At 49.6% G+C, this 17,480-nt stretch carries 17 protein-coding genes; 6 read left to right on the top strand and 11 right to left on the bottom strand.

The window, feature by feature from the left end; translation table 11 throughout:
• Positions 1-67 precede the first annotated feature (67 nt).
• The 5 genes from AJE_RS03885 to AJE_RS03865 all read right to left on the bottom strand — a co-directional run bounded on the left by AJE_RS03885 (position 68) and on the right by AJE_RS03865 (position 3,557).
• The gene (locus AJE_RS03885) at positions 68-1,270 is read right to left on the bottom strand and encodes a methyl-accepting chemotaxis protein (RefSeq protein WP_008949765.1); all 1,203 of its coding nucleotides are present in this window, start codon (positions 1,268-1,270) and stop codon (positions 68-70) included.
• A gap of 255 nt (positions 1,271-1,525) precedes the next feature.
• Entirely contained in the window at positions 1,526-1,948 is a 423-nt protein-coding gene (locus tag AJE_RS03880) for a DUF6691 family protein (RefSeq protein ID WP_008949764.1), read from the bottom strand.
• 10 nt (positions 1,949-1,958) lie between these two features.
• Positions 1,959-2,363: a YeeE/YedE family protein gene (locus tag AJE_RS03875; RefSeq protein ID WP_008949763.1), complete on the bottom strand. Its 405-nt coding sequence runs from the start codon at positions 2,361-2,363 to the stop codon at positions 1,959-1,961.
• 9 nt (positions 2,364-2,372) lie between these two features.
• Complete coding sequence (locus AJE_RS03870) at positions 2,373-2,774, bottom strand: rhodanese-like domain-containing protein (RefSeq protein ID WP_008949762.1); 402 nt, start codon at positions 2,772-2,774, stop codon at positions 2,373-2,375.
• Positions 2,775-2,804: 30 nt separating this feature from the next.
• Positions 2,805-3,557, bottom strand: coding sequence for a sulfite exporter TauE/SafE family protein (locus AJE_RS03865; RefSeq protein ID WP_008949761.1), 753 nt, complete (start codon positions 3,555-3,557; stop codon positions 2,805-2,807).
• Between the two features lie 113 nt (positions 3,558-3,670).
• Here AJE_RS03865 and AJE_RS03860 point away from each other — a divergent pair, with 113 nt between their 5' ends.
• Positions 3,671-4,546 carry an MBL fold metallo-hydrolase gene (locus AJE_RS03860; protein ID WP_008949760.1) on the top strand — a complete coding sequence of 292 codons (876 nt, stop codon included), beginning with the start codon at positions 3,671-3,673 and terminating at the stop codon, positions 4,544-4,546.
• A 61-nt stretch (positions 4,547-4,607) separates the two neighbouring features.
• On the opposite strand, the gene AJE_RS03855 is transcribed toward AJE_RS03860, so the two are convergent.
• The 3 genes from AJE_RS03855 to tsaA are packed head-to-tail and all read right to left on the bottom strand — an operon-like array spanning position 4,608 to position 8,129.
• On the bottom strand, positions 4,608-6,335 hold the full coding sequence (locus tag AJE_RS03855; RefSeq protein ID WP_008949759.1) for a proline--tRNA ligase: 1,728 nt from the start codon (positions 6,333-6,335) through the stop codon (positions 4,608-4,610).
• 53 nt (positions 6,336-6,388) lie between these two features.
• Positions 6,389-7,447, bottom strand: a complete 1,059-nt coding sequence (locus AJE_RS03850; RefSeq protein ID WP_008949758.1) for a Kelch repeat-containing protein — start codon at positions 7,445-7,447, stop codon at positions 6,389-6,391.
• Positions 7,401-8,129: a tRNA (N6-threonylcarbamoyladenosine(37)-N6)-methyltransferase TrmO gene (tsaA, locus tag AJE_RS03845; RefSeq protein ID WP_008949757.1), complete on the bottom strand. Its 729-nt coding sequence runs from the start codon at positions 8,127-8,129 to the stop codon at positions 7,401-7,403. The genes AJE_RS03850 and tsaA overlap by 47 nt, the downstream gene beginning before the upstream one ends.
• A gap of 169 nt (positions 8,130-8,298) precedes the next feature.
• Here tsaA and purU point away from each other — a divergent pair, with 169 nt between their 5' ends.
• On the top strand, positions 8,299-9,132 hold the full coding sequence (gene purU / locus AJE_RS03840; protein WP_008949756.1) for a formyltetrahydrofolate deformylase: 834 nt from the start codon (positions 8,299-8,301) through the stop codon (positions 9,130-9,132).
• Positions 9,133-9,197: 65 nt separating this feature from the next.
• On the opposite strand, the gene can is transcribed toward purU, so the two are convergent.
• Positions 9,198-9,851 (bottom strand): carbonate dehydratase, encoded by a 654-nt coding sequence (gene can / locus AJE_RS03835; RefSeq protein WP_008949755.1) that lies wholly within the window; start codon positions 9,849-9,851, stop codon positions 9,198-9,200.
• Positions 9,852-10,101: 250 nt separating this feature from the next.
• On the opposite strand from can, the gene AJE_RS03830 reads away from it, so the two are divergent.
• Positions 10,102-10,632: an H-NS family histone-like protein gene (locus tag AJE_RS03830; protein ID WP_237709292.1), complete on the top strand. Its 531-nt coding sequence runs from the start codon at positions 10,102-10,104 to the stop codon at positions 10,630-10,632.
• A 73-nt stretch (positions 10,633-10,705) separates the two neighbouring features.
• Here the strand turns inward: AJE_RS03830 and AJE_RS03825 are convergent, their stop codons facing one another.
• Positions 10,706-11,458: a YciK family oxidoreductase gene (locus AJE_RS03825; RefSeq protein WP_008949753.1), complete on the bottom strand. Its 753-nt coding sequence runs from the start codon at positions 11,456-11,458 to the stop codon at positions 10,706-10,708.
• Between the two features lie 222 nt (positions 11,459-11,680).
• Here AJE_RS03825 and AJE_RS03820 point away from each other — a divergent pair, with 222 nt between their 5' ends.
• The 3 genes from AJE_RS03820 (at position 11,681) to AJE_RS03810 (ending at position 15,874) form a co-directional block, all read left to right on the top strand.
• Positions 11,681-14,059, top strand: a complete 2,379-nt coding sequence (locus AJE_RS03820) for a VolA/Pla-1 family phospholipase (protein WP_008949752.1) — start codon at positions 11,681-11,683, stop codon at positions 14,057-14,059.
• A 146-nt stretch (positions 14,060-14,205) separates the two neighbouring features.
• Positions 14,206-15,204 (top strand): protease SohB, encoded by a 999-nt coding sequence (gene sohB / locus AJE_RS03815; RefSeq protein WP_008949751.1) that lies wholly within the window; start codon positions 14,206-14,208, stop codon positions 15,202-15,204.
• A gap of 4 nt (positions 15,205-15,208) precedes the next feature.
• Positions 15,209-15,874, top strand: coding sequence for a class I SAM-dependent methyltransferase (locus AJE_RS03810; protein WP_008949750.1), 666 nt, complete (start codon positions 15,209-15,211; stop codon positions 15,872-15,874).
• Positions 15,875-15,941: 67 nt separating this feature from the next.
• Here the strand turns inward: AJE_RS03810 and AJE_RS03805 are convergent, their stop codons facing one another.
• Positions 15,942-17,282 carry a dicarboxylate/amino acid:cation symporter gene (locus AJE_RS03805; RefSeq protein WP_008949749.1) on the bottom strand — a complete coding sequence of 447 codons (1,341 nt, stop codon included), beginning with the start codon at positions 17,280-17,282 and terminating at the stop codon, positions 15,942-15,944.
• Positions 17,283-17,480 lie beyond the last annotated feature (198 nt).

Below are 17,480 nucleotides of genomic sequence, written 5' to 3'. Positions count from 1 at the left end.
ACCAACAGGGCGGTGTCAATATAGTCCGTACTACAGGGGCGTTGCATTTTCCCTGGCAAGCCCATGACTAATTTTTTCGGGCGAAGCGCGCTAATTGCGCCTGCGTTGCTGCTGTGCCATTAAGTAAGTTGCGGGCGGCCTCATCGATGGCGGCCATTTGTTGATAGGCCTGATTGGTCATCTGTTCGATGGCGCTCAAATGTCCCTGCGTTTGCTGATATTTTTGTTCCAGACTGGATACGCTGCCGCTGATATTTTTCATGCCGCCCTGGGCTGACTGTAACTCGGTTTGCAGCAATGAAAATTCGCGATTGGTGTCATGGATCTGGCTGCTGGCATCTTTAGCCTGTTGATTCAGGCTATCCGATTCTTGCTTGGTTTCCTTGACCAGCCGCTCCATATCATTAAGGAAGCCTGAAATTTGTTTCGTGGCATCATTAACTTTGGCGGCCAGCGTACGGACTTCATCGGCAACCACGGCAAAGCCACGGCCTGCATCCCCGGCTCTGGCAGCTTCAATGGCGGCATTTAGCGCTAACAGATTGGTCTGGTCAGAAAAACCCTCGACCATGACCAGGATTTGCCGCACGTTTTCCGAGTTTTTCTGTAGACCATTGATGGTGGCGCCAAAGGAATCCAGTAGGCCGGCAATAGCGGCTAATTGGCGATTCAGTTGCTGCATCTGACCACTGGCGACTTTGGCTTTATCCGCTGCCAGATTAGTGACCTGGCCCATTTGGTCACTGCTTTGCACGATCCTGGCCAGGTACTCGATCACTTCATCACTGTCTTTACGGATCTGCTGATTCCGATGTTCAGTATCCTGTAAATTACGGCGGGTATGTTTTACAGCGTCAGATACTTGCTCATTGATCTGATGGTTGTCGCTGGCTTGTACGTGAACTTTTGTTAATACTTCACTGAGCTGGCCAACAAAATGATTAAACTCTTCCGACAGGGTGCGGAATTCGTCAAAGGTGAAGGCCGGTAAGCGCTGACTGAGATCAGCGCCCTGACGATTGCTTTCATGTAGGGTGCCAACCAGCGCCTGTACCGGCCGTACAATCAGGTGCCGCAGATAAAACCCGGTAAACAAAAAAGCGACTGTGCCACTTAACAATAACAACCACCAAAGTGTCGCATCGCCATTAGCCGGATACGCCATCCATAACGCCAAACCAAAGAAAATACCAATAAACAGCATATTGCCGGCAATTTTTCGGTTAAGGGTAAAGAAAAAACTACGCTCAATAAAGCTGTACAGGGCCATGAATCTCTCCATTACGACTGAGACCTCTTCTGTTTTTCAAGCAGCATAACATAAAGGATAAGCGAAACTTTGATCTCGGCGGGGTTCGCTGTTGTTTAACGTCTTGTGGCGACAAAACAAATAGTGTACCCGAGCCAAAACGCTGGTTTCAGACTGTTGCTACAGACAATAGCCTAGTTTTTCGCTGGCGCCAAGATAGCGTTACGATAAGAAGAAAGACTCCCGGTGGTTTGGCCGGGAGCCAGACAATGAAATTTAGGCTTGTGTGAAAGGAAGTTTGATTTTTCGGGCAATAAACCAGCCTGCGATCATCGCCAAAACAAAACCCAGGGTACCGCTACTGCCTGAGGATAAAGCACTGATAGCAGGTCCCGGACAGTAACCGACCATACCCCAGCCTAAGCCAAATACAGCAGCACCAATCAATAAAGGTTTATCGATATAGCGGGCTGTAGGCAGATAAAATTGTTTATCAAACAATGGCGCTGGTTTATGGATAAATAACCGGTAGCCGACAGAATACACCGCGAGGGCGCCAGCCATGACCAGTGCTAAACTTGGGTCCCAGTCGCCACTCAGATCAAGAAAAGCCAGCACTTTCTGTGGGTCAATCATTTTCGAGATGGCCATGCCCACTGACATCAGTAAACCGGCGAGAAAAGCGATTAAGAGTTTCATGGTTGACTCCTTAAAACAGCAGGCTGGCAGCCAGCACGCCAAACAACATAAAAACCAGGGTGGCCGCTAAGGACCGTGGCGAAAAGCGGCCAATCCCGCACACGCCATGGCCAGAAGTGCAACCTGAGCCCCAGGCAGTGCCGAGGCCAACCAGCAAACCCGCGGCCAGCGTAAAGGGGCTAAGCTCAGGTGTGCTATAGCTAAAGTCCTGATAAAACAAAGCTGTTAACAGTGGTCCTGCAACTAAGCCCAGCACAAAGGCCAGCCGCCACAGCTTATCTTCTTTCTGAAATAGCAAAGTACTGGTAATGCCGGAGATACCGGCAATCCGGCCCAGGCCAACCAATAATAACAAGGTGCCCAAGCCAATTAACGCACCGCCGATGAGTGCGGATACCGGAGTAAAGTTTTCCATTTAAACCTCCTAAGCTTTAACCGGGTAACCGGCGTCTTGCCAGGCCACCATGCCGCCGGCAACGGAATAGACATCGCTAAAGCCCATACGCTGCAAAGATTCTGCTGCCAGCGCCGAGCGGGCACCGGAGCGGCAAATCAGATAGAGCGGTTGCTTTGCCAATTGCGCTAATGCCACTTCAGCAGCGCAGCCACTGGCGGCGACCAGAGGATGATTGGGTAATTGCATTTCTAATACGCCACGCGGATAGTTTACTGCACCAACGATATGCGCCTGGGTAAACTCCGCCGGTTCACGCACATCAATTAGTAAGGGTTCGCTTTGCTGCTGCAGGTAAGCAGCAAGCTGAGCAACATCGACTTCTTTAATTGCCGCTTTAGCTTCGGCAACCAGCTGTTGTGAGGTTTTCATAGTGCTCTCCGTTAAGTTGCAAGCATAAAGTTATTTCAGTACCGACTGGCTAATCACCACTACTGCCATTATCGCCAGGAAGATTGCAAAACCTTTTTGTAATTTTGCTTTTGGCAATTTTTGACCGAGCCAGTTGCCGGCAAAACTACCAATAAAACCCGCCACCACCATTATTGCAATCACCTGCCAGTTAAAGCTCATGCCAGCAGCACTAAAGGCCAGATAATACTTGGTAAAGCCAGCAAAAGACTTCATTGCAATAATGCCAAGGCTGGTCGCCACGGCGATACCCAAAGGCAAGCCGCCCATCAGTACCAGCGCTGGCACAATTAAAAAGCCGCCACCAACACCGACAAAGCCGGTAATGGCGCCAACAATCAGACCATCCGCAACCACTTTTACCGGTTGAAATGGTCGTTGATTTGCTGTTTCCTGCTGGTTGTTACGCCACATAAAAATAGCAGCAACCACCATCAGGATTGCGAAGACTAGTAGCTGCCAGCGGCTATCGACCAGAGTTCCGATCCAGGCGCCACCGTAAGTACCGAGCATACCAGGTAAGCCGAACCACCATAGATGACGCCAGCTAATGCGCTTTTGCCAGGCGTTTTGCACTGATCCCAGTAAACTTATTCCGGCCACGATTAGCAGGGAGGAGGCAATGGCCAGCTCCGCCGGCATTTGCAGTAAATACAACAGCACCGGCACCGTCAGAATAGAACCGCCCGAGCCGAACAGACCTAAACTGATACCGATAATGAGTGCACCAAGCAGAACTAACATAATCACCCCATATTCTATTTTGGAATATGCTTATAACTTGTTTGCATTCTAGGCGCCTTTTCGCTAAGCTGCAACTAAAATTTAGTATTAACTAATTTTAGAGGGTGAATGCGATGTCACAACAAAATTTGCTGATTGAAATGTTCTTTGATCACGACAGCTCCACCTTTAGCTATGTGGTAGCAGATAAAGCAACAGGTCAAGCTGCGATTATCGATCCAGTATTAAATTATGATGCAGCAGCTGGCGCGGTAAGCACCATTGATGCCGATAAGATGCTGGCGTTTTTAAAGGCTAACAACCTGAAACTGCAATGGGTGCTGGAAACCCATGCTCATGCCGATCATTTATCAGCAGCGCATTATTTAAAGCAACAAACCGGCGCCAGTATTGCCATTGGCGAGGGGATCCGTAAGGTGCAGCAAACCTTTAAGGTAGTATTTAATCTCAGTGATCAGGAGTTGCTGGCCAAGGGCGATTATTTTGATAAGTTATTCGCTGATAATGAAGAATTTCAGATTGGTGGCATTAAGGCTAAGGTGATCAATACGCCTGGCCATACCAACGACAGCGTCAGTTATCTGATAGCCGGTAATTTGTTTGTGGGTGACTCCTTGTTTATGCCTGACGCAGGCACAGCGCGCTGTGATTTCCCGGGCGGCGATGCCCATATTCTGTATCGCTCGATCCAGCGTATCTACCAGCTGCCGGAGGAAACCGTGATCTATATGTGCCACGATTATCAGCCGAATGGCCGCGAGCTGTTATATAAAACCACCGTCGCCGAGCAAAAACAGCACAACATCCATGTCAAAGCCGATACGGTTGAGGCAGATTTTGTCGCCAGACGTGAAGCGCGCGATAGAACCCTGGCGGTGCCACGGCTGATTTATCCGTCGGTGCAGGTGAACATTCGCGGCGGGCAGTTACCGCAGGCGGAGGCGAACGGCAGCCGTTATATTAAGATCCCGTTAAAAGGTGCGCTCTGACATCTCAAAGCGTAAAAAAATAAAGGCAGCCTCGGCTGCCTTTATGCTATCAAGCGGTCACTCAGCGTTTGAGCTGCTGATTAACAAAGGCCAGCACCTCATCGATAGCCAGCAACTCGGTGGCACCGCTGCGGCGGTTTTTATATTCCACCTGACGGTTATCCAAGTTACGCTCGCCGATGACAATATGATGCGGAATACCGACCAGCTCCATATCGGCAAACATCACACCTGGGCGCTCTTTACGATCATCAAACAGGACTTCAATACCGGCAGCAGTAAGCTGTTGGTACAGCAGTTCAGTGGCTTCGGCAATCCGTACTGATTTGTGCATATTCATCGGAATTAACACCACCTGAAATGGCGCTATCGCGTCAGGCCAGATAATACCGCGCTCGTCATGGTTTTGCTCGATGGCTGCAGCCACGATACGGGACACGCCAACGCCATAGCAGCCCATGGTCATGATCTGGTGCTTACCTTCTTCGTTCAGTACGCCGGCTTTCATCGCCTGTGAGTATTTGTCACCCAGTTGGAAGATATGGCCCACTTCAATACCGCGCTTGATCACCAGCTTACCAAAGCCGCAGGGACTGGCATCGCCTTCCACCACATTGCGCAGGTCGGCAACCTGATAATCGGTGACATCGCGGTCCCAGTTAACACCGGTCAGATGGAAGCCATCCTGATTAGCACCACAGCTAAAATCGGCCAGATGCGCCGCGCTACGATCGACAATCAGCGGCAACGGACACTTTACCGGGCCTAATGAACCCGGGCCGGCACCCATCACGGCGCGGATTTCTTCTTCCGAAGCAAACACCAGCGGGCTGGCAACTTGTGGCAGCTTTTCGGCTTTAATTTCGTTTAATTCGTGATCGCCACGCAGTACCAGGGCGACCAACGTCTGGGGCGCATCGTCACTGGCTTTGGCAGCATAGACAATCAGCGTTTTGCTGATTTGACTGGCCGGTTGCTGTAACAGTGCGGCAACTTCAGCGACCGTTTTCGCGCCAGGGGTTGCTACCTGTGTCAGCTGCTGCGTCGGGGCAGGGCGGGGGCCTGCCGGTGCCTTGGCTTCCGCCATTTCGATGTTTGCGGCGTAATCGCTGGTATCTGAAAAGGCAATCGCATCTTCACCTGAGGCGGCTAAGACGTGGAACTCGTGCGAGACGCTGCCGCCGATAGCGCCGGTATCAGCCAGCACCGGCCGGTAGTCCAGACCTAAGCGGTTGAAAATATTGCAGTAGGCACTATACATCGCATCATAGGTTTGCTGCAGCGATTCCTGACTTAAGTGGAAAGAGTAGGCGTCTTTCATCAGGAATTCACGGGCGCGCATTACGCCAAAGCGTGGCCGGCGCTCATCGCGGAATTTGGTTTGGATCTGATACAGATTCAGTGGCAGCTGTTTGTAACTGGTGATTTCGCGGCGTACCAGATCGGTAATCACTTCTTCATGGGTTGGCCCCAGCACAAAGTCGCGCTGGTGGCGGTCAACAAAGCGCAGCAGCTCAGCGTCCATTTTTTCCCAGCGCCCGGATTCCTGCCACAGCTCAGCCGGTTGTACCAGCGGCATTAATACTTCAATGGCGCCGGCTTTATTCATTTCTTCGCGGACAATTTGCTCAACTTTACGCAGCACCCGCACACCAGACGGCAAATAGGTGTACATCCCCGAGGCCAGACGACGGATCATTCCGGCGCGCAGCATAAGTTTGTGGCTGATCACCTCGGCATCGGCCGGGGTCTCTTTCATGGTCGATAATAAATACTGACTGGTGCGCATGCGATTCTCTGCAAAAAGCTGATTCTTAAGTGGCGGCTATTCTAGCAACGCTTTTACTCGGGCAGAAGTTTAATCTGCTGATTAATTACCTGATTGGTCACTTGCTGCTGTGCGAGCATCCCGCCCAGGCTGTAAAAACTGCCGTTGATTTCTACTAAAGCCCGCAGATCCATCACTGCGGTGGCGGCCTCGCCTTTAAACCAGCGTTGCTGCTTTGGTGAGTATAGCCACACCGCAGCCGAGGGTTCTGCGGCCTCGCCCTGATAGCCGACACCATTTAAGCGATAAGGGGTAGTACTGCCGCCAATAAAGGCTGCGAATTCTTCACCATTTAAGCGCACTGTGCTGGCGGCTAAACGATACCGGCCCTGTTGATCGGGATGTGGCAGCTGGCGCCAACTGATTTTAAGCGGATCGCTACCCAGAGTACCGGCCCAGCAAGCCGGCGATTTTTGTAACGCTGGCGCCTGGTCTTGGGCGTAATGCAGGGTGACTCCATCACAAACCACTAACTGATTGGCGGCGATGGTGGCAGCATGGCCGAAGACCGGCGCACCGGGAAAAGGTGTGGCCTGCGCCCAGCGCTGGGTAAAGTTATCAAATACCTGCACCAGATTGACGGTGCCATGATCGCTCCAGCCGCTGACCAGATAAATATACCTGTTCTGGTGTGGCACTGCCGCGGCATGGTCAACCGGCACCGGCATATCGTTGAGGCGGGTAAAGCGACGGGTGACAGGGTCCAGCCGGTAACTGTCTGATGCGGTGGTCACATTACCATCGGACTGCATAAAAGCGCCGCCGAAAATAAAGAAGTTGTTATTCAGTGCCACCGCACTGCTACCGATACGGCCAGCCAGTCGCTGCTGGCTCGGTAAGGCAGGTAAAGTGCTCCAGCTAAATTCTCCCAGCGTATGCAGCCAGACTTTATTGTGCTGATCACTGATTTGTTTACCGGGCCCCAGGCCGCCAACCGATAAAATATAGGTTTTATCCCGGATACTGGTTGCAGCAACGGCATTGTTACTGACCGGTTCGGGTAACGCCGGGATCGCCAGTGCCAGACTACTGCTGGCAATCAGGCTCAGGCAACTGAAGGATTTCAGTAACATGGTTATGTTCTCCATTAACAGTCCACTTAATATTAAAGTTATACAGTGTCATACCGTAATGTTGTTCACTTTGGCGCTGCTTTTTATAAGACGGCCGCGGATCCTGTTTTAACACTTGTTCGATCAGATTCTGCAGATCAGGGTAAGCACGCTGGCGCTGACAAAAGCCGGCCGCATCCTCTGAAAAACTGACGGTCATAGTGGTTTCTGGTGCCGCATCCGCAAAGCCGCCGCTGGCATGCGGCAAGGCGTCTGAGTAAGGCAGATAAGGCTTGATATCAAGGATGGGCGTACCGTGTAGTAAGTCCAGCCCACTGATTAGCAACTCGATTTGTCCCTTTTTCTGGCTCACGCCTTCCAGCTTCACCACCGACATACCTATCGGGTTGGGGCGAAATGTCGCCCGGGTGGCGAAGACGCCTTTACGGACGTTTCCGCCTAAGCGAGGTGGGCGTACCAATGGTGACCAACCCTTATCCGCGGTTTCATGAAACACAAACAGCAACCACAAATGGCTAAAGGCCTCAATACCCCGGACAAAGGTTTCGTCTGCAAAGGGAGCTCGCAACACCAGTTTGCCATGCGCTGCCGCAATCAGGCCAGGCTGGCGTGGGATCGCAAACTTTTGTTTATAAGGTGATTCAATATAACCGATCACCTGCATCTGATACTGCTCTGTCATCCTGCTCGCTTGGTTAAGTCAGCGTTTTTATTCAGACTTTATTATGCAAGCCGGGGCGGCAAACAACAAGCAAAGTTGGTTTGGCCATCTAAATGGTTTTGACGCCAGATGGATATGTTGTCAGAATGCGGACTATGATGATAAGCCAAACCTGCAGTGGAATGACCTTATGGAACAGCGCATCCTATTAACCGAATGTCCCGACTCCAAGGGGCTGATCGCGCAGATCACCAATATTTGCTACAAGCACCAATTGAATATCAGCCGTAATACCGAGTACGTTGATCCGGTCAGCGGGCAGTTTTATATGCGCACCGAGCTGGACGGCATCTTTAATGAAACGACCTTACTGGCCGATCTGGATCGGGCTTTGCCAGCAGGTAGCAGCCGTAGTTTGCTAAGCCGACAGGCAAAGCGGGTCGTCATCATGGTTACCAAGGAAGCGCACTGTCTGGGCGATATCCTGATGAAAGTCTACGACGGCTCGCTGCAGCTGGAGATAGCCGCTATTGTCGGCAATCATCCAGAGTTGGCGCAGTTAGCAAAGCGTTTTGATATTCCCTATCATTTTGTCAGTCACCAAGGATTGAGTCGCGAGGCGCACGAGCAGGCGCTGCTGGAAGTCATTACGCCTTATCAGCCGCAATATCTGATCCTGGCCAAATTTATGCGTATCCTGACCCCGGCCTTTGTTGCCCGTTACCCAAACCGGATTATCAATATCCATCACAGCTTTTTACCGGCCTTTATCGGGGCTAAACCCTACCAGCAGGCTTTTGAACGTGGGGTAAAAATTATTGGTGCCACCGCCCATTTTGTGAATAATCATTTGGATGAGGGGCCCATTATTCAGCAAAAAGTGTTACCGGTGGATCACAGTTACAGTGCAGAGGATATGGAGAAAGCTGGTCGCGATGTCGAGAAAGCGGCGTTAAGTGAAGCCTTAGCCTTTATTACTGAAGATCGTGTCTTTGTGCACGGTAACAAAACCGTGATCCTGTAAGCTGCATGCATCCCCGGGCCAGTGCCGATGTCTGAGCTAAGCTGTACAGGCTCGCGGGTATTGTTTTAGTATGTATCAGGCAGCTCCTGCGGGTCCAGGGCGTAGATCTTATCGATTTGTTCCAGACTGGAGTGGCTAACTTTAAGATCTTTGACCCGGCCATTGCGTAAGCTATAGACCCAGCCATGCACCGACAGTTGCTGACCCCGCTCCCAGGCTTCCTGCACAAAACTGGTATGGCAAAGATTCTTAACCTGCTCGACCACATTTAGCTCAATCAAGCGGTTAACACGTTGGTCTTCGGTTTCCAGGCAATCAATTTGCTGGCGGTGCAGGGCATACACATCTTTGACATTACGTAGCCAGTTATCGACAAAGCCGACCCGCTGATTCAGCAAAGCAGCCTTCACGCCACCACAGCCATAATGGCCGACCACCAGAATATGCTTTACTTTAAGAATATCAATGGCGTACTGCAATACTGACAAGCAGTTCATATCGGAGTGCACCACCAGGTTGGCCACGTTACGATGCACAAAGAGTTCGCCTGGCATTAGCCCAACAATTTCATTAGCCGGAACCCGGCTATCAGAGCAACCGATCCATAAATATTCCGGCGCTTGTTGTTCCGATAATTGTTTAAAGAAACCGGGCTGTTCACGCTCTATGCGGTCGGCCCAGTTTTTATTGTTGCTAAAAAGGTTGTTAAAATCTGGCATCTACTGATCCATGGAAGACAAAATCGCGACACAATAACGGATTTAGCGGAAAGTACAACACTGACCAGCATAGCAATAGCCGTTGTGTAACAATGGCGGAAGTTGGACTCCGGGGTAGGAATTAGCTTTCGGATAAGATATCGCTATATCTATAGCGGTATTATTTTAGCTTAATATACTGATTTTAGAAATTTACTTTTTTTAGAACAATATATCCGTTATGATAGTGCTGATTATTAAACGGGAGTCTATGATGTCTTTATTACTTGATAAACGTGAGTTGAAAAAAGCCGCAAAAGAATTAACGCTGGCCAAGTTAAATGATGTTCTGGATACGTTGCAAGCTGTATTGGCAGAACGCCAATCCGAGCTGGATGCGATCAATGAAATTGAACGCTTCGCCCGTGAAAAAGGATTTACACTGGAGCAACTGGGATATAAGCAAGTTATTGAAGTTGTTGCGACAGAACAAGCCAGTGTTGTCGCAGATGAAAAGCGGCCGATTAAACCAAAATTTAAGACCCTTAATAAAGATAGTCAGTACTTTTATGTAGAGAATGGAAAACTACAGTTATTACGTACTCACACGATGAAAAAGGGTTTACAGGAACGTGGTATTGAGGTAGTTCCTGCGGCAAAAGTTGATAAAAAGTTTGCTAAAGATATTGAACGGTTAATCGCTGAAGCCACAGAACAAGCCGTAGCCAACTATAATCAAAAAGTGTTGGTATGGAATGATTGGGCAAAAGTTAACGGTGGTGAGCTACTCGAACAGCGTTAAGTTGACCGGTCATAATTAAGGTTAACTCATTTTAATAATAAACCCGGCATTGGCCGGGTTTATTATTAATCGCTTATTTGGGTTGCGCATCCAGAGATTGTCCTGTGATGCCGACACTGTCATTACTCATCAGGTATAAATACAACCACATCAAATCGGCAGGTGTTTTAAGTTTTTGTGCGTCCTCTCCGGGGTAGGCTTTAGCTCGCATGCTGGTTCGAGTTGCACCTGGATTGATACAGTTAGCTCTAATCGCACTATTATCGTATTCGTCTGCGATAATTTGCATCAAGCCTTCCGTCGCAAATTTAGAAACCGCATAAGGCCCCCAGAACGCTCTACCCTTACGACCGACACCTGAAGAAGTAAATACAATAGAGGGGGCTGTGCTTAATTTTAGCACCGGTAACAACGCCTGGGTCAGTAACATTGGTGCAGTAACATTGACCTGCATGATATCTTGCCAAGTCGGCAAATCAATATGCTCAAAGGGGGTTAGCACTCCAAGCAATCCTGCGTTGTGTAAAAGACCATCTAATCTACCAAACTCAGCTTGAATAGTCGCAGCGAGGTCCTGATAGTGTTTTTTGGTCGCACCTTTTAAATCCAATGGCACTATCGCTGGTTCTGGCCCGCCTGCAGCGACGATTTCGTCATAAACCGCCGTCAGTTTTGCAGTAGTTTTACCCAGTAGAATCACACTAGCACCATATTGTGCGAAGGTGAGGGCTGCGGTTTTCCCTATACCGTCGCCGGCACCTGTAATCAAAATGATTTTGTCTTTCAGCACGCCTGCTGGTGCTTCGTATGATGATGGAACTTGCATTTAACACTCCCGAGCTGAAAAAATGGCGACAGGATACGCCGAAACCCCTAATTTTGCACCTTTCTTCACGATATCTGTGTTTTTGCTCTAGCGATCTTGAAAACTTTGAGTTAACTTTAACTGGTCGTAGCTGTTACCACTAACAGCCGCCCAATTTAGAAATAAGCAGAGTAAGGTTTTGCTTTGCAATAAAAAATACCAGTGATGGACAGGGGAGAAAATATGAAGAAGCTGGCAATCAGTATCGCGGTCACCGCGGCGCTCGGTCTAGTAGGCTGTGGTGATTCGTTAGACGACATCAAACAGGATGTTAGTCAAGGCGGTGTGGTTATTCCGAGCGCTCGGGTTGTATTTGACCCGACTGCGGGGCAAGTTTCAGTGCCTAACGATTTATTATTTCAGGGTACTACCGATGGCACTCTTACGCTTGATGCCGGTGCTGCTCCTGATTATACCAATCCTCAGGTTGCCTTGGGCGCGCTTGATGGGTGGTCAACGCAGAATCCATTCAGTATTGCTTTGAGTTTTCCTGCTGGAATTACCTTAAATATGGATTCGGCCAGAGCGCCAGGCTCAGTTCGGCTGTTTAAAGCGCTAATGGGAGATCCTGCTTCGCCTGATACAGCCTGTCGGGCTGTGCCACGCGGCTTAGCCTGTAAGATTGTGTCTGAATTGCAATACGGTGTCGATTTCGTTACCGCCGGCAGTGGTAACAATGTCGCTGTCGTGCCATTAAAACCCCTGGAAGCCGCGACAACCTATTTGCTGGCCATGACCAATGGTCTGAAAGACAGTACTGGCGCGACAATTAAACCCTCCACTACCTATGAGTTGGTGAAACAGGATTTAGCTACCAAGCCCCTTGCAACAGATGCACAGCGCGGCTTACAAGCGGTAATTAATAGTTTTGAGACGGTGATTAGCGGCCAGGGCTTACCTAAAGAGAACATTATTTATTCTGCAGCTATCACCACACAGTCAACAGGCGCCGTGTTGGCAAATTTAAAACAGTTGATGGCAGCTCCAACACCTACTGGCTATGCCCCTGGTGCCTTGGTGGTACAAAATACCGGTCTTACCGTAGCACAGGTAAATCCAGCCTTTGCGGGCTCTCCAGCCTTTCAGATCACACGACTTTATCAAGGTAGCTTGACACTTCCGTACTTCTTAGGGGTACCTTCTGCTGAAAATATTACCGCACCTTTGAATACTCGTTGGTTGGCGCGTTGCGACAGTGGTGCCATTATTGCTGCTGTTCCACCCAGTATGAAACCTCCGGCGCCAGTTTCAGAAAACGACGGTTTTTGTAGTGCGGTCAGTAACGGAGCGTTAAGAGATTTAGCGTTAGATAGCGCCCGTCATTTAACGAAATTTAATTTAATTCCAAAGATCAATAGTTACCAGACTGTCGCGGTACAAATGACCGTACCTGATAGTAATGTTATTCCAATGCCAGAAACTGGCTGGCCGGTAGTGATCTTGCAGCATGGCATCACATCTCGCAAAGAAGACATGTTAGCAATCACAGGAACTCTGGCTTCACAAGGTTTTGCAACAGTCGCAATCGATCATCCATTGCACGGCAGTCGGGGGTTCAGTTTTACCACTACAGACCGTACTTTGACGTTTAACGCGTCAACGAACGCTGCAACGGACTATATGAACTTATCTAACCTGCTGGTCACTCGTGACAACCTGCGGCAGAGTATTGCCGATATGATGGGACTACGCTTCGCATTGAACAATATCAGTGGTGTGACTATTGATACTAGTAGAGTTCAGTTCTTAGGGCATTCGTTAGGTGGTATTACCGGCGCAAGTATGGTGGCATTGGCTAATGCGCCTACTGGCAACACGGCCTTAGACGCGGCTTTCAAGGTTGAATCTGCTGTGTTAGCGATGCCAGGTGGTGCTGTGGCGAACTTCCTGTTAGATTCGCCGTCCTTTGGTCCGCTGATTAAAGCCAGCGTAATGTTGGGTGCCGGTGGTGAACTAACCAGTCAGTTTGTAACCTATGTTGCCGCTAATACGGGGTGTAGCACGCCGTCTGCGGCAAATCTGGCGACTTGGCCGGCTTGCGCAGCGCCAGTTGTCAATCAGTATCTAACCAGTTTACAGGAGACGGGTAACACTGCCCAGTTAGCGCGTATTACGGCAACGCTATCTCAGTTTGCCTTTGCTGCGCAAACCGTAACCGACAGCGGTGATCCGAATAACTATGCACAGATGTTGGTTGCTGGTAATACACCGACTTACATAATTGAAGTGGTTGGCAATGGTGCTGAAAACAAACCGGATCAAGTGATACCTAATGGTTTCTTTAATCCTCTGACAGCCCTGGCGCAAGGCCGTATGGCACTGGCTGGTACTGAACCCCTGGCGCGTTTATTAAATGCCGCATCAGTACCTGCGCAAGCACCCGGTGTGGTGTTAACGGGTAATGCCATTACTCGCTTTAATGCCGGCGATCATGGTTCAATCCTGAATCCTGCTTCCAGTGCTGCAGCTACGGGTGAAATGCAATACCAAACTGTTACCTTTTTCCTGAGTCGTGGTACGCAAATTGGTGTACAGAATCCGGCGGTTATTGCCGGTAATTAAGGTCTGAGTGACCTTACCCCTAACAGCCCGGCTGCAGAATGCGCCGGGCTGTTGCTTTATGATTTAGCAGTTAAGCATAATAGATGCTCAACCCCCATCGTTAAGTCGCGCTGGAATAGCATCAGCGGCAGCTGCAGGAGAATACTTTGGCATTTATCTATGAATATGGCTTGTTTTTGGCTAAGGCGGCAACTCTGGTTCTTGCGGTGGCCATTATCATTGCGTTAATCGCAGGGGTCGCACTGAAACAGCGCCCCCGCAAAGGCCAGCTTGAAATCCATGATCTGAATGAAGCCTACTTGCAACAACAAGAGTTGTTACAGCACTATTTGTTGCCAAAAAAAGCCTTTAAAAAATGGCAGAAGAATGCGCAGAAAAGCTATGACCAGTTAACTGAGCAACCCAAACGTCTGTTTGTGGTGGAGTTTAATGGCAGTATCGACGCGCATGAGGCTGAAGCCTTGCGTGAAGAGGTCTCAGCGATCCTGTCGGTTGCTACCACAGAGGATGAAGTCTTACTGAAGTTGGAAAGTGGTGGCGGCGTGGTACATGGCTATGGCCTTGCTGCTTCGCAGCTGGACCGGTTGAAACAGCAACAGATCCCGCTTACTGTGGCGGTCGACAAGGTGGCCGCCAGTGGCGGCTATATGATGGCTTGTGTTGCCGATAAGATCCTCGCGGCGCCCTTTGCGATTATTGGCTCCATCGGCGTCATTGCGCAGTTACCTAATTTTAACCGCTTGCTGAAAAAACATGATGTCGACTTTGAAGAATTTACTGCTGGTGAATTTAAACGTACTGTCACCTTGTTTGGCGAGAATACCGATAAAGGCCGGCAAAAATTCCAGCAAGAATTAGAAGAGACCCACCAGCTATTTAAAGCCTTCGTCGCCCGGCATCGGCCAGCCTTAGCGCTGGATAAAGTGGCGACCGGTGAGCACTGGTTTGGTTATCAGGCGCTGGAGCTGGGGTTGATTGATGAAATCAGTACCAGTGATAATTATTTATGTCAGGCTTGTCAGCAGAGACAGGTACTGCAGGTTAAATACAGCCAGAAAAAGCGTCTGTCAGAGAAACTGGGTACAGCGGGGGCCAGTTTTGGCGCCGCCTTGTGGCAGAAGCTGCAGCAGTGGCGTTGGCATTAAGCTAATGGAACAGGCATTTTGGCATCAATGCTGGCAACAGCAGCAGCTTGGTTTTCAGCTCGCTGAACCTCATCCGTTATTACAGGCACATCTGGCTGACGTGCTTGCCAGCAAAGCGGGTGCGCTAAACAGCATAGTGCTGCCATTATGCGGTAAAAGCCCGGATCTGATGTTTTGTCGCCAGTTTTTGCCGGTAACAGGTTTTGAGCTATCACCTATTGCCTGCCATGATTTCTTTAGCGAACAGGGGCTTAGCGTTACAGTAGATAGGTCACCCGCTGCTGCGCCGGACTTTGTGCAGTATCAAAGCTCAGACATAGTGCTTTGGCAGGGTGACTTCTTTCAGGTACCTGCGGCATTAATCCAACGCTCGGTGCTGTTGTACGATCGTGCCGCATTGATTGCCTTGCCCGCACCGATGCGCCGGGCCTATGCAGATAAATTAAAGCAGTGGTTGGCGCTGGGCGCTTCGGTGTTGTTGATTAGCCTTGAATATCCCGAGGCAGAGCGTCAGGGACCACCTTTTGCGGTATTGCCGGATGAATTAGCGCAAATATTTTCAGGCTATCAGCTCACGTTGCTGCAAAGCCTGGATATTACCGGTCAGGAATTTGGCCGCCGACGTTTGGCGACCAGTCAACTGTGGGAAAAAATTTGGTTAATTGAATAGGGCGTGTTGACGTGTCAACACGCCCTGGCAATGGCTAGCTGCCATTACTATTCCTGCTTAGTTACGCTTAGGAATCCCGCAGGTGATGAAAGTCGATACTTTCTTCTTTTAAGCCAGCGCGCGGATCGTTAAAGACGCTTTCATCAAACTCGCCCTCGCTTTTACCGACGACGACTGACACCATGGCATCGCCGGTAATATTGACCGCGGTGCGCGTCATATCGAGCAGGCGATCTACACCGATAATCAGCGCAATACCCTCAACCGGCAGCCCCACCTGTTGCAGGACCATGGCTAACATAATTAAACCCGCGCCCGGTACTCCGGCGGTGCCAATTGACGCCAGTGTTGCAGTGAGGATCACCATTAAAAAGTCAGAAAAGCTAAGGTCGACGCCGAATAGCTGTGCAATAAAGACGGTGGCAACACCCTGCATAATGGCCGTGCCGTCCATATTGATGGTGGCACCAAGAGGCACAGTAAAAGAGCTGATGGTATTTTTGACACCGAGCTTTTTGGTCACGGTTTCCATCGTGATGGGTAAGGTGGCGCTGCTGCTGGAAGTGCTAAAACCAAAAAGTGCGGCTTCGCGCATTTTCTTTAAAAAGATAATCGGGTTTAAGCCGGTCAGCGCTTTTAAAATGACCGGATAAACCAATAAGCCATGCACCAGCAGCACCGTTAAAACCACCATAAAATACATAAAAAGGTTGAGGATGGTCTCGTAGCGGATAAAGGTAAAGAGTTTGGCTAACAGGAAAAACACACCATAGGGTGCCAGATTCATCAATATGGTGACCAGACGCAGTATCACTTCATTTAAATCATTAAAGATCCCCGCCAGACGCTCTCCCGCTTTACCGGTAAGCGCCATGGCAATACCGAAAAGTAGTGCAAAGACAATAATCTGTAACATATTGCCAGAGGCCATTGACTGGATAGGGTTGGTTGGGAAGATATTTATAAACACCTGCGCCAGTGACGGTGCGGCACTGACATCAAAGGTCGACTCAGCCTGCAGCTCAACCCCCACACCAGGCCCGGTAAGCAGTGCTAAGGCCATCGCCAAGCTGATTGCCAGCGCGGTCGTGATCAGATAAAGCCCAATCGATTTACCGCCAAGCCGCCCCAGTTTACTGGTATCGGATAAAGAACAGGTACCGCAGACCAAGGATACAAACACCAGCGGCACTACCAGCATCCGTAAGCTGGCGATAAAGATCTCACCACCAATGTGAAAGATACCGTCGACAAAGAAAGCGCGCAGCGGTATCGATAGCCCCAACAATGATAGCTGACGCTCTTCAGCACCGGCCAGAATAAACTGAAAGAAGATACCGACAGCGATACCGGCAAGCATACCTATTACGATGCGGCTGGTGAGACTAAGTTTTTTTTTGGTTGTCATAAGGCTGAAAATCAATTTGTTCGCAAAGGTTCCTAGGGTAGCAGGTTGTCAGGCAGCTTTGCAGCCGGTGAATAATTTTTTTTAAATATCGCTGCCGGCTGGATATTTATTAGTTTAAGATACAGAATTAACAAAACTATATAAGAAAGTGCTAGGGAGAGTTTTCATGCTGAAGATCCGGCAACTCTGGGTTGTGTT

Source organism: Alishewanella jeotgali KCTC 22429 (assembly GCF_000245735.1).
Lineage (GTDB): Bacteria > Pseudomonadota > Gammaproteobacteria > Enterobacterales > Alteromonadaceae > Alishewanella > Alishewanella jeotgali.
The sequence above is the reverse complement of the archived record's forward strand: the minus strand, read 5'-3'. Positions and strand labels throughout refer to the sequence as shown.

What these genes read in the sequence shown, in the direction of transcription:
- AJE_RS03855 (WP_008949759.1), bottom strand. Translation starts at nt 6,335, where the DNA reads ATGCGCACCAGTCAGTATTTATTATCGACCATGAAAGAGACCCCGGCC.
- tsaA (WP_008949757.1), bottom strand. Translation starts at nt 8,129, where the DNA reads ATGACAGAGCAGTATCAGATGCAGGTGATCGGTTATATTGAATCACCT.
- AJE_RS03880 (WP_008949764.1), bottom strand. Translation starts at nt 1,948, where the DNA reads ATGAAACTCTTAATCGCTTTTCTCGCCGGTTTACTGATGTCAGTGGGC.
- AJE_RS03805 (WP_008949749.1), bottom strand. Translation starts at nt 17,282, where the DNA reads ATGACAACCAAAAAAAAACTTAGTCTCACCAGCCGCATCGTAATAGGT.
- AJE_RS03820 (WP_008949752.1), top strand. Translation starts at nt 11,681, where the DNA reads ATGAAGAAGCTGGCAATCAGTATCGCGGTCACCGCGGCGCTCGGTCTA.
- AJE_RS03885 (WP_008949765.1), bottom strand. Translation starts at nt 1,270, where the DNA reads ATGGCCCTGTACAGCTTTATTGAGCGTAGTTTTTTCTTTACCCTTAAC.
- purU (WP_008949756.1), top strand. Translation starts at nt 8,299, where the DNA reads ATGGAACAGCGCATCCTATTAACCGAATGTCCCGACTCCAAGGGGCTG.
- AJE_RS03870 (WP_008949762.1), bottom strand. Translation starts at nt 2,774, where the DNA reads ATGAAAACCTCACAACAGCTGGTTGCCGAAGCTAAAGCGGCAATTAAA.
- AJE_RS03860 (WP_008949760.1), top strand. Translation starts at nt 3,671, where the DNA reads ATGTCACAACAAAATTTGCTGATTGAAATGTTCTTTGATCACGACAGC.
- AJE_RS03875 (WP_008949763.1), bottom strand. Translation starts at nt 2,363, where the DNA reads ATGGAAAACTTTACTCCGGTATCCGCACTCATCGGCGGTGCGTTAATT.
- AJE_RS03825 (WP_008949753.1), bottom strand. Translation starts at nt 11,458, where the DNA reads ATGCAAGTTCCATCATCATACGAAGCACCAGCAGGCGTGCTGAAAGAC.
- can (WP_008949755.1), bottom strand. Translation starts at nt 9,851, where the DNA reads ATGCCAGATTTTAACAACCTTTTTAGCAACAATAAAAACTGGGCCGAC.
- AJE_RS03865 (WP_008949761.1), bottom strand. Translation starts at nt 3,557, where the DNA reads ATGTTAGTTCTGCTTGGTGCACTCATTATCGGTATCAGTTTAGGTCTG.
- AJE_RS03850 (WP_008949758.1), bottom strand. Translation starts at nt 7,447, where the DNA reads ATGTTACTGAAATCCTTCAGTTGCCTGAGCCTGATTGCCAGCAGTAGT.
- AJE_RS03810 (WP_008949750.1), top strand. Translation starts at nt 15,209, where the DNA reads ATGGAACAGGCATTTTGGCATCAATGCTGGCAACAGCAGCAGCTTGGT.
- AJE_RS03830 (WP_237709292.1), top strand. Translation starts at nt 10,102, where the DNA reads ATGATGTCTTTATTACTTGATAAACGTGAGTTGAAAAAAGCCGCAAAA.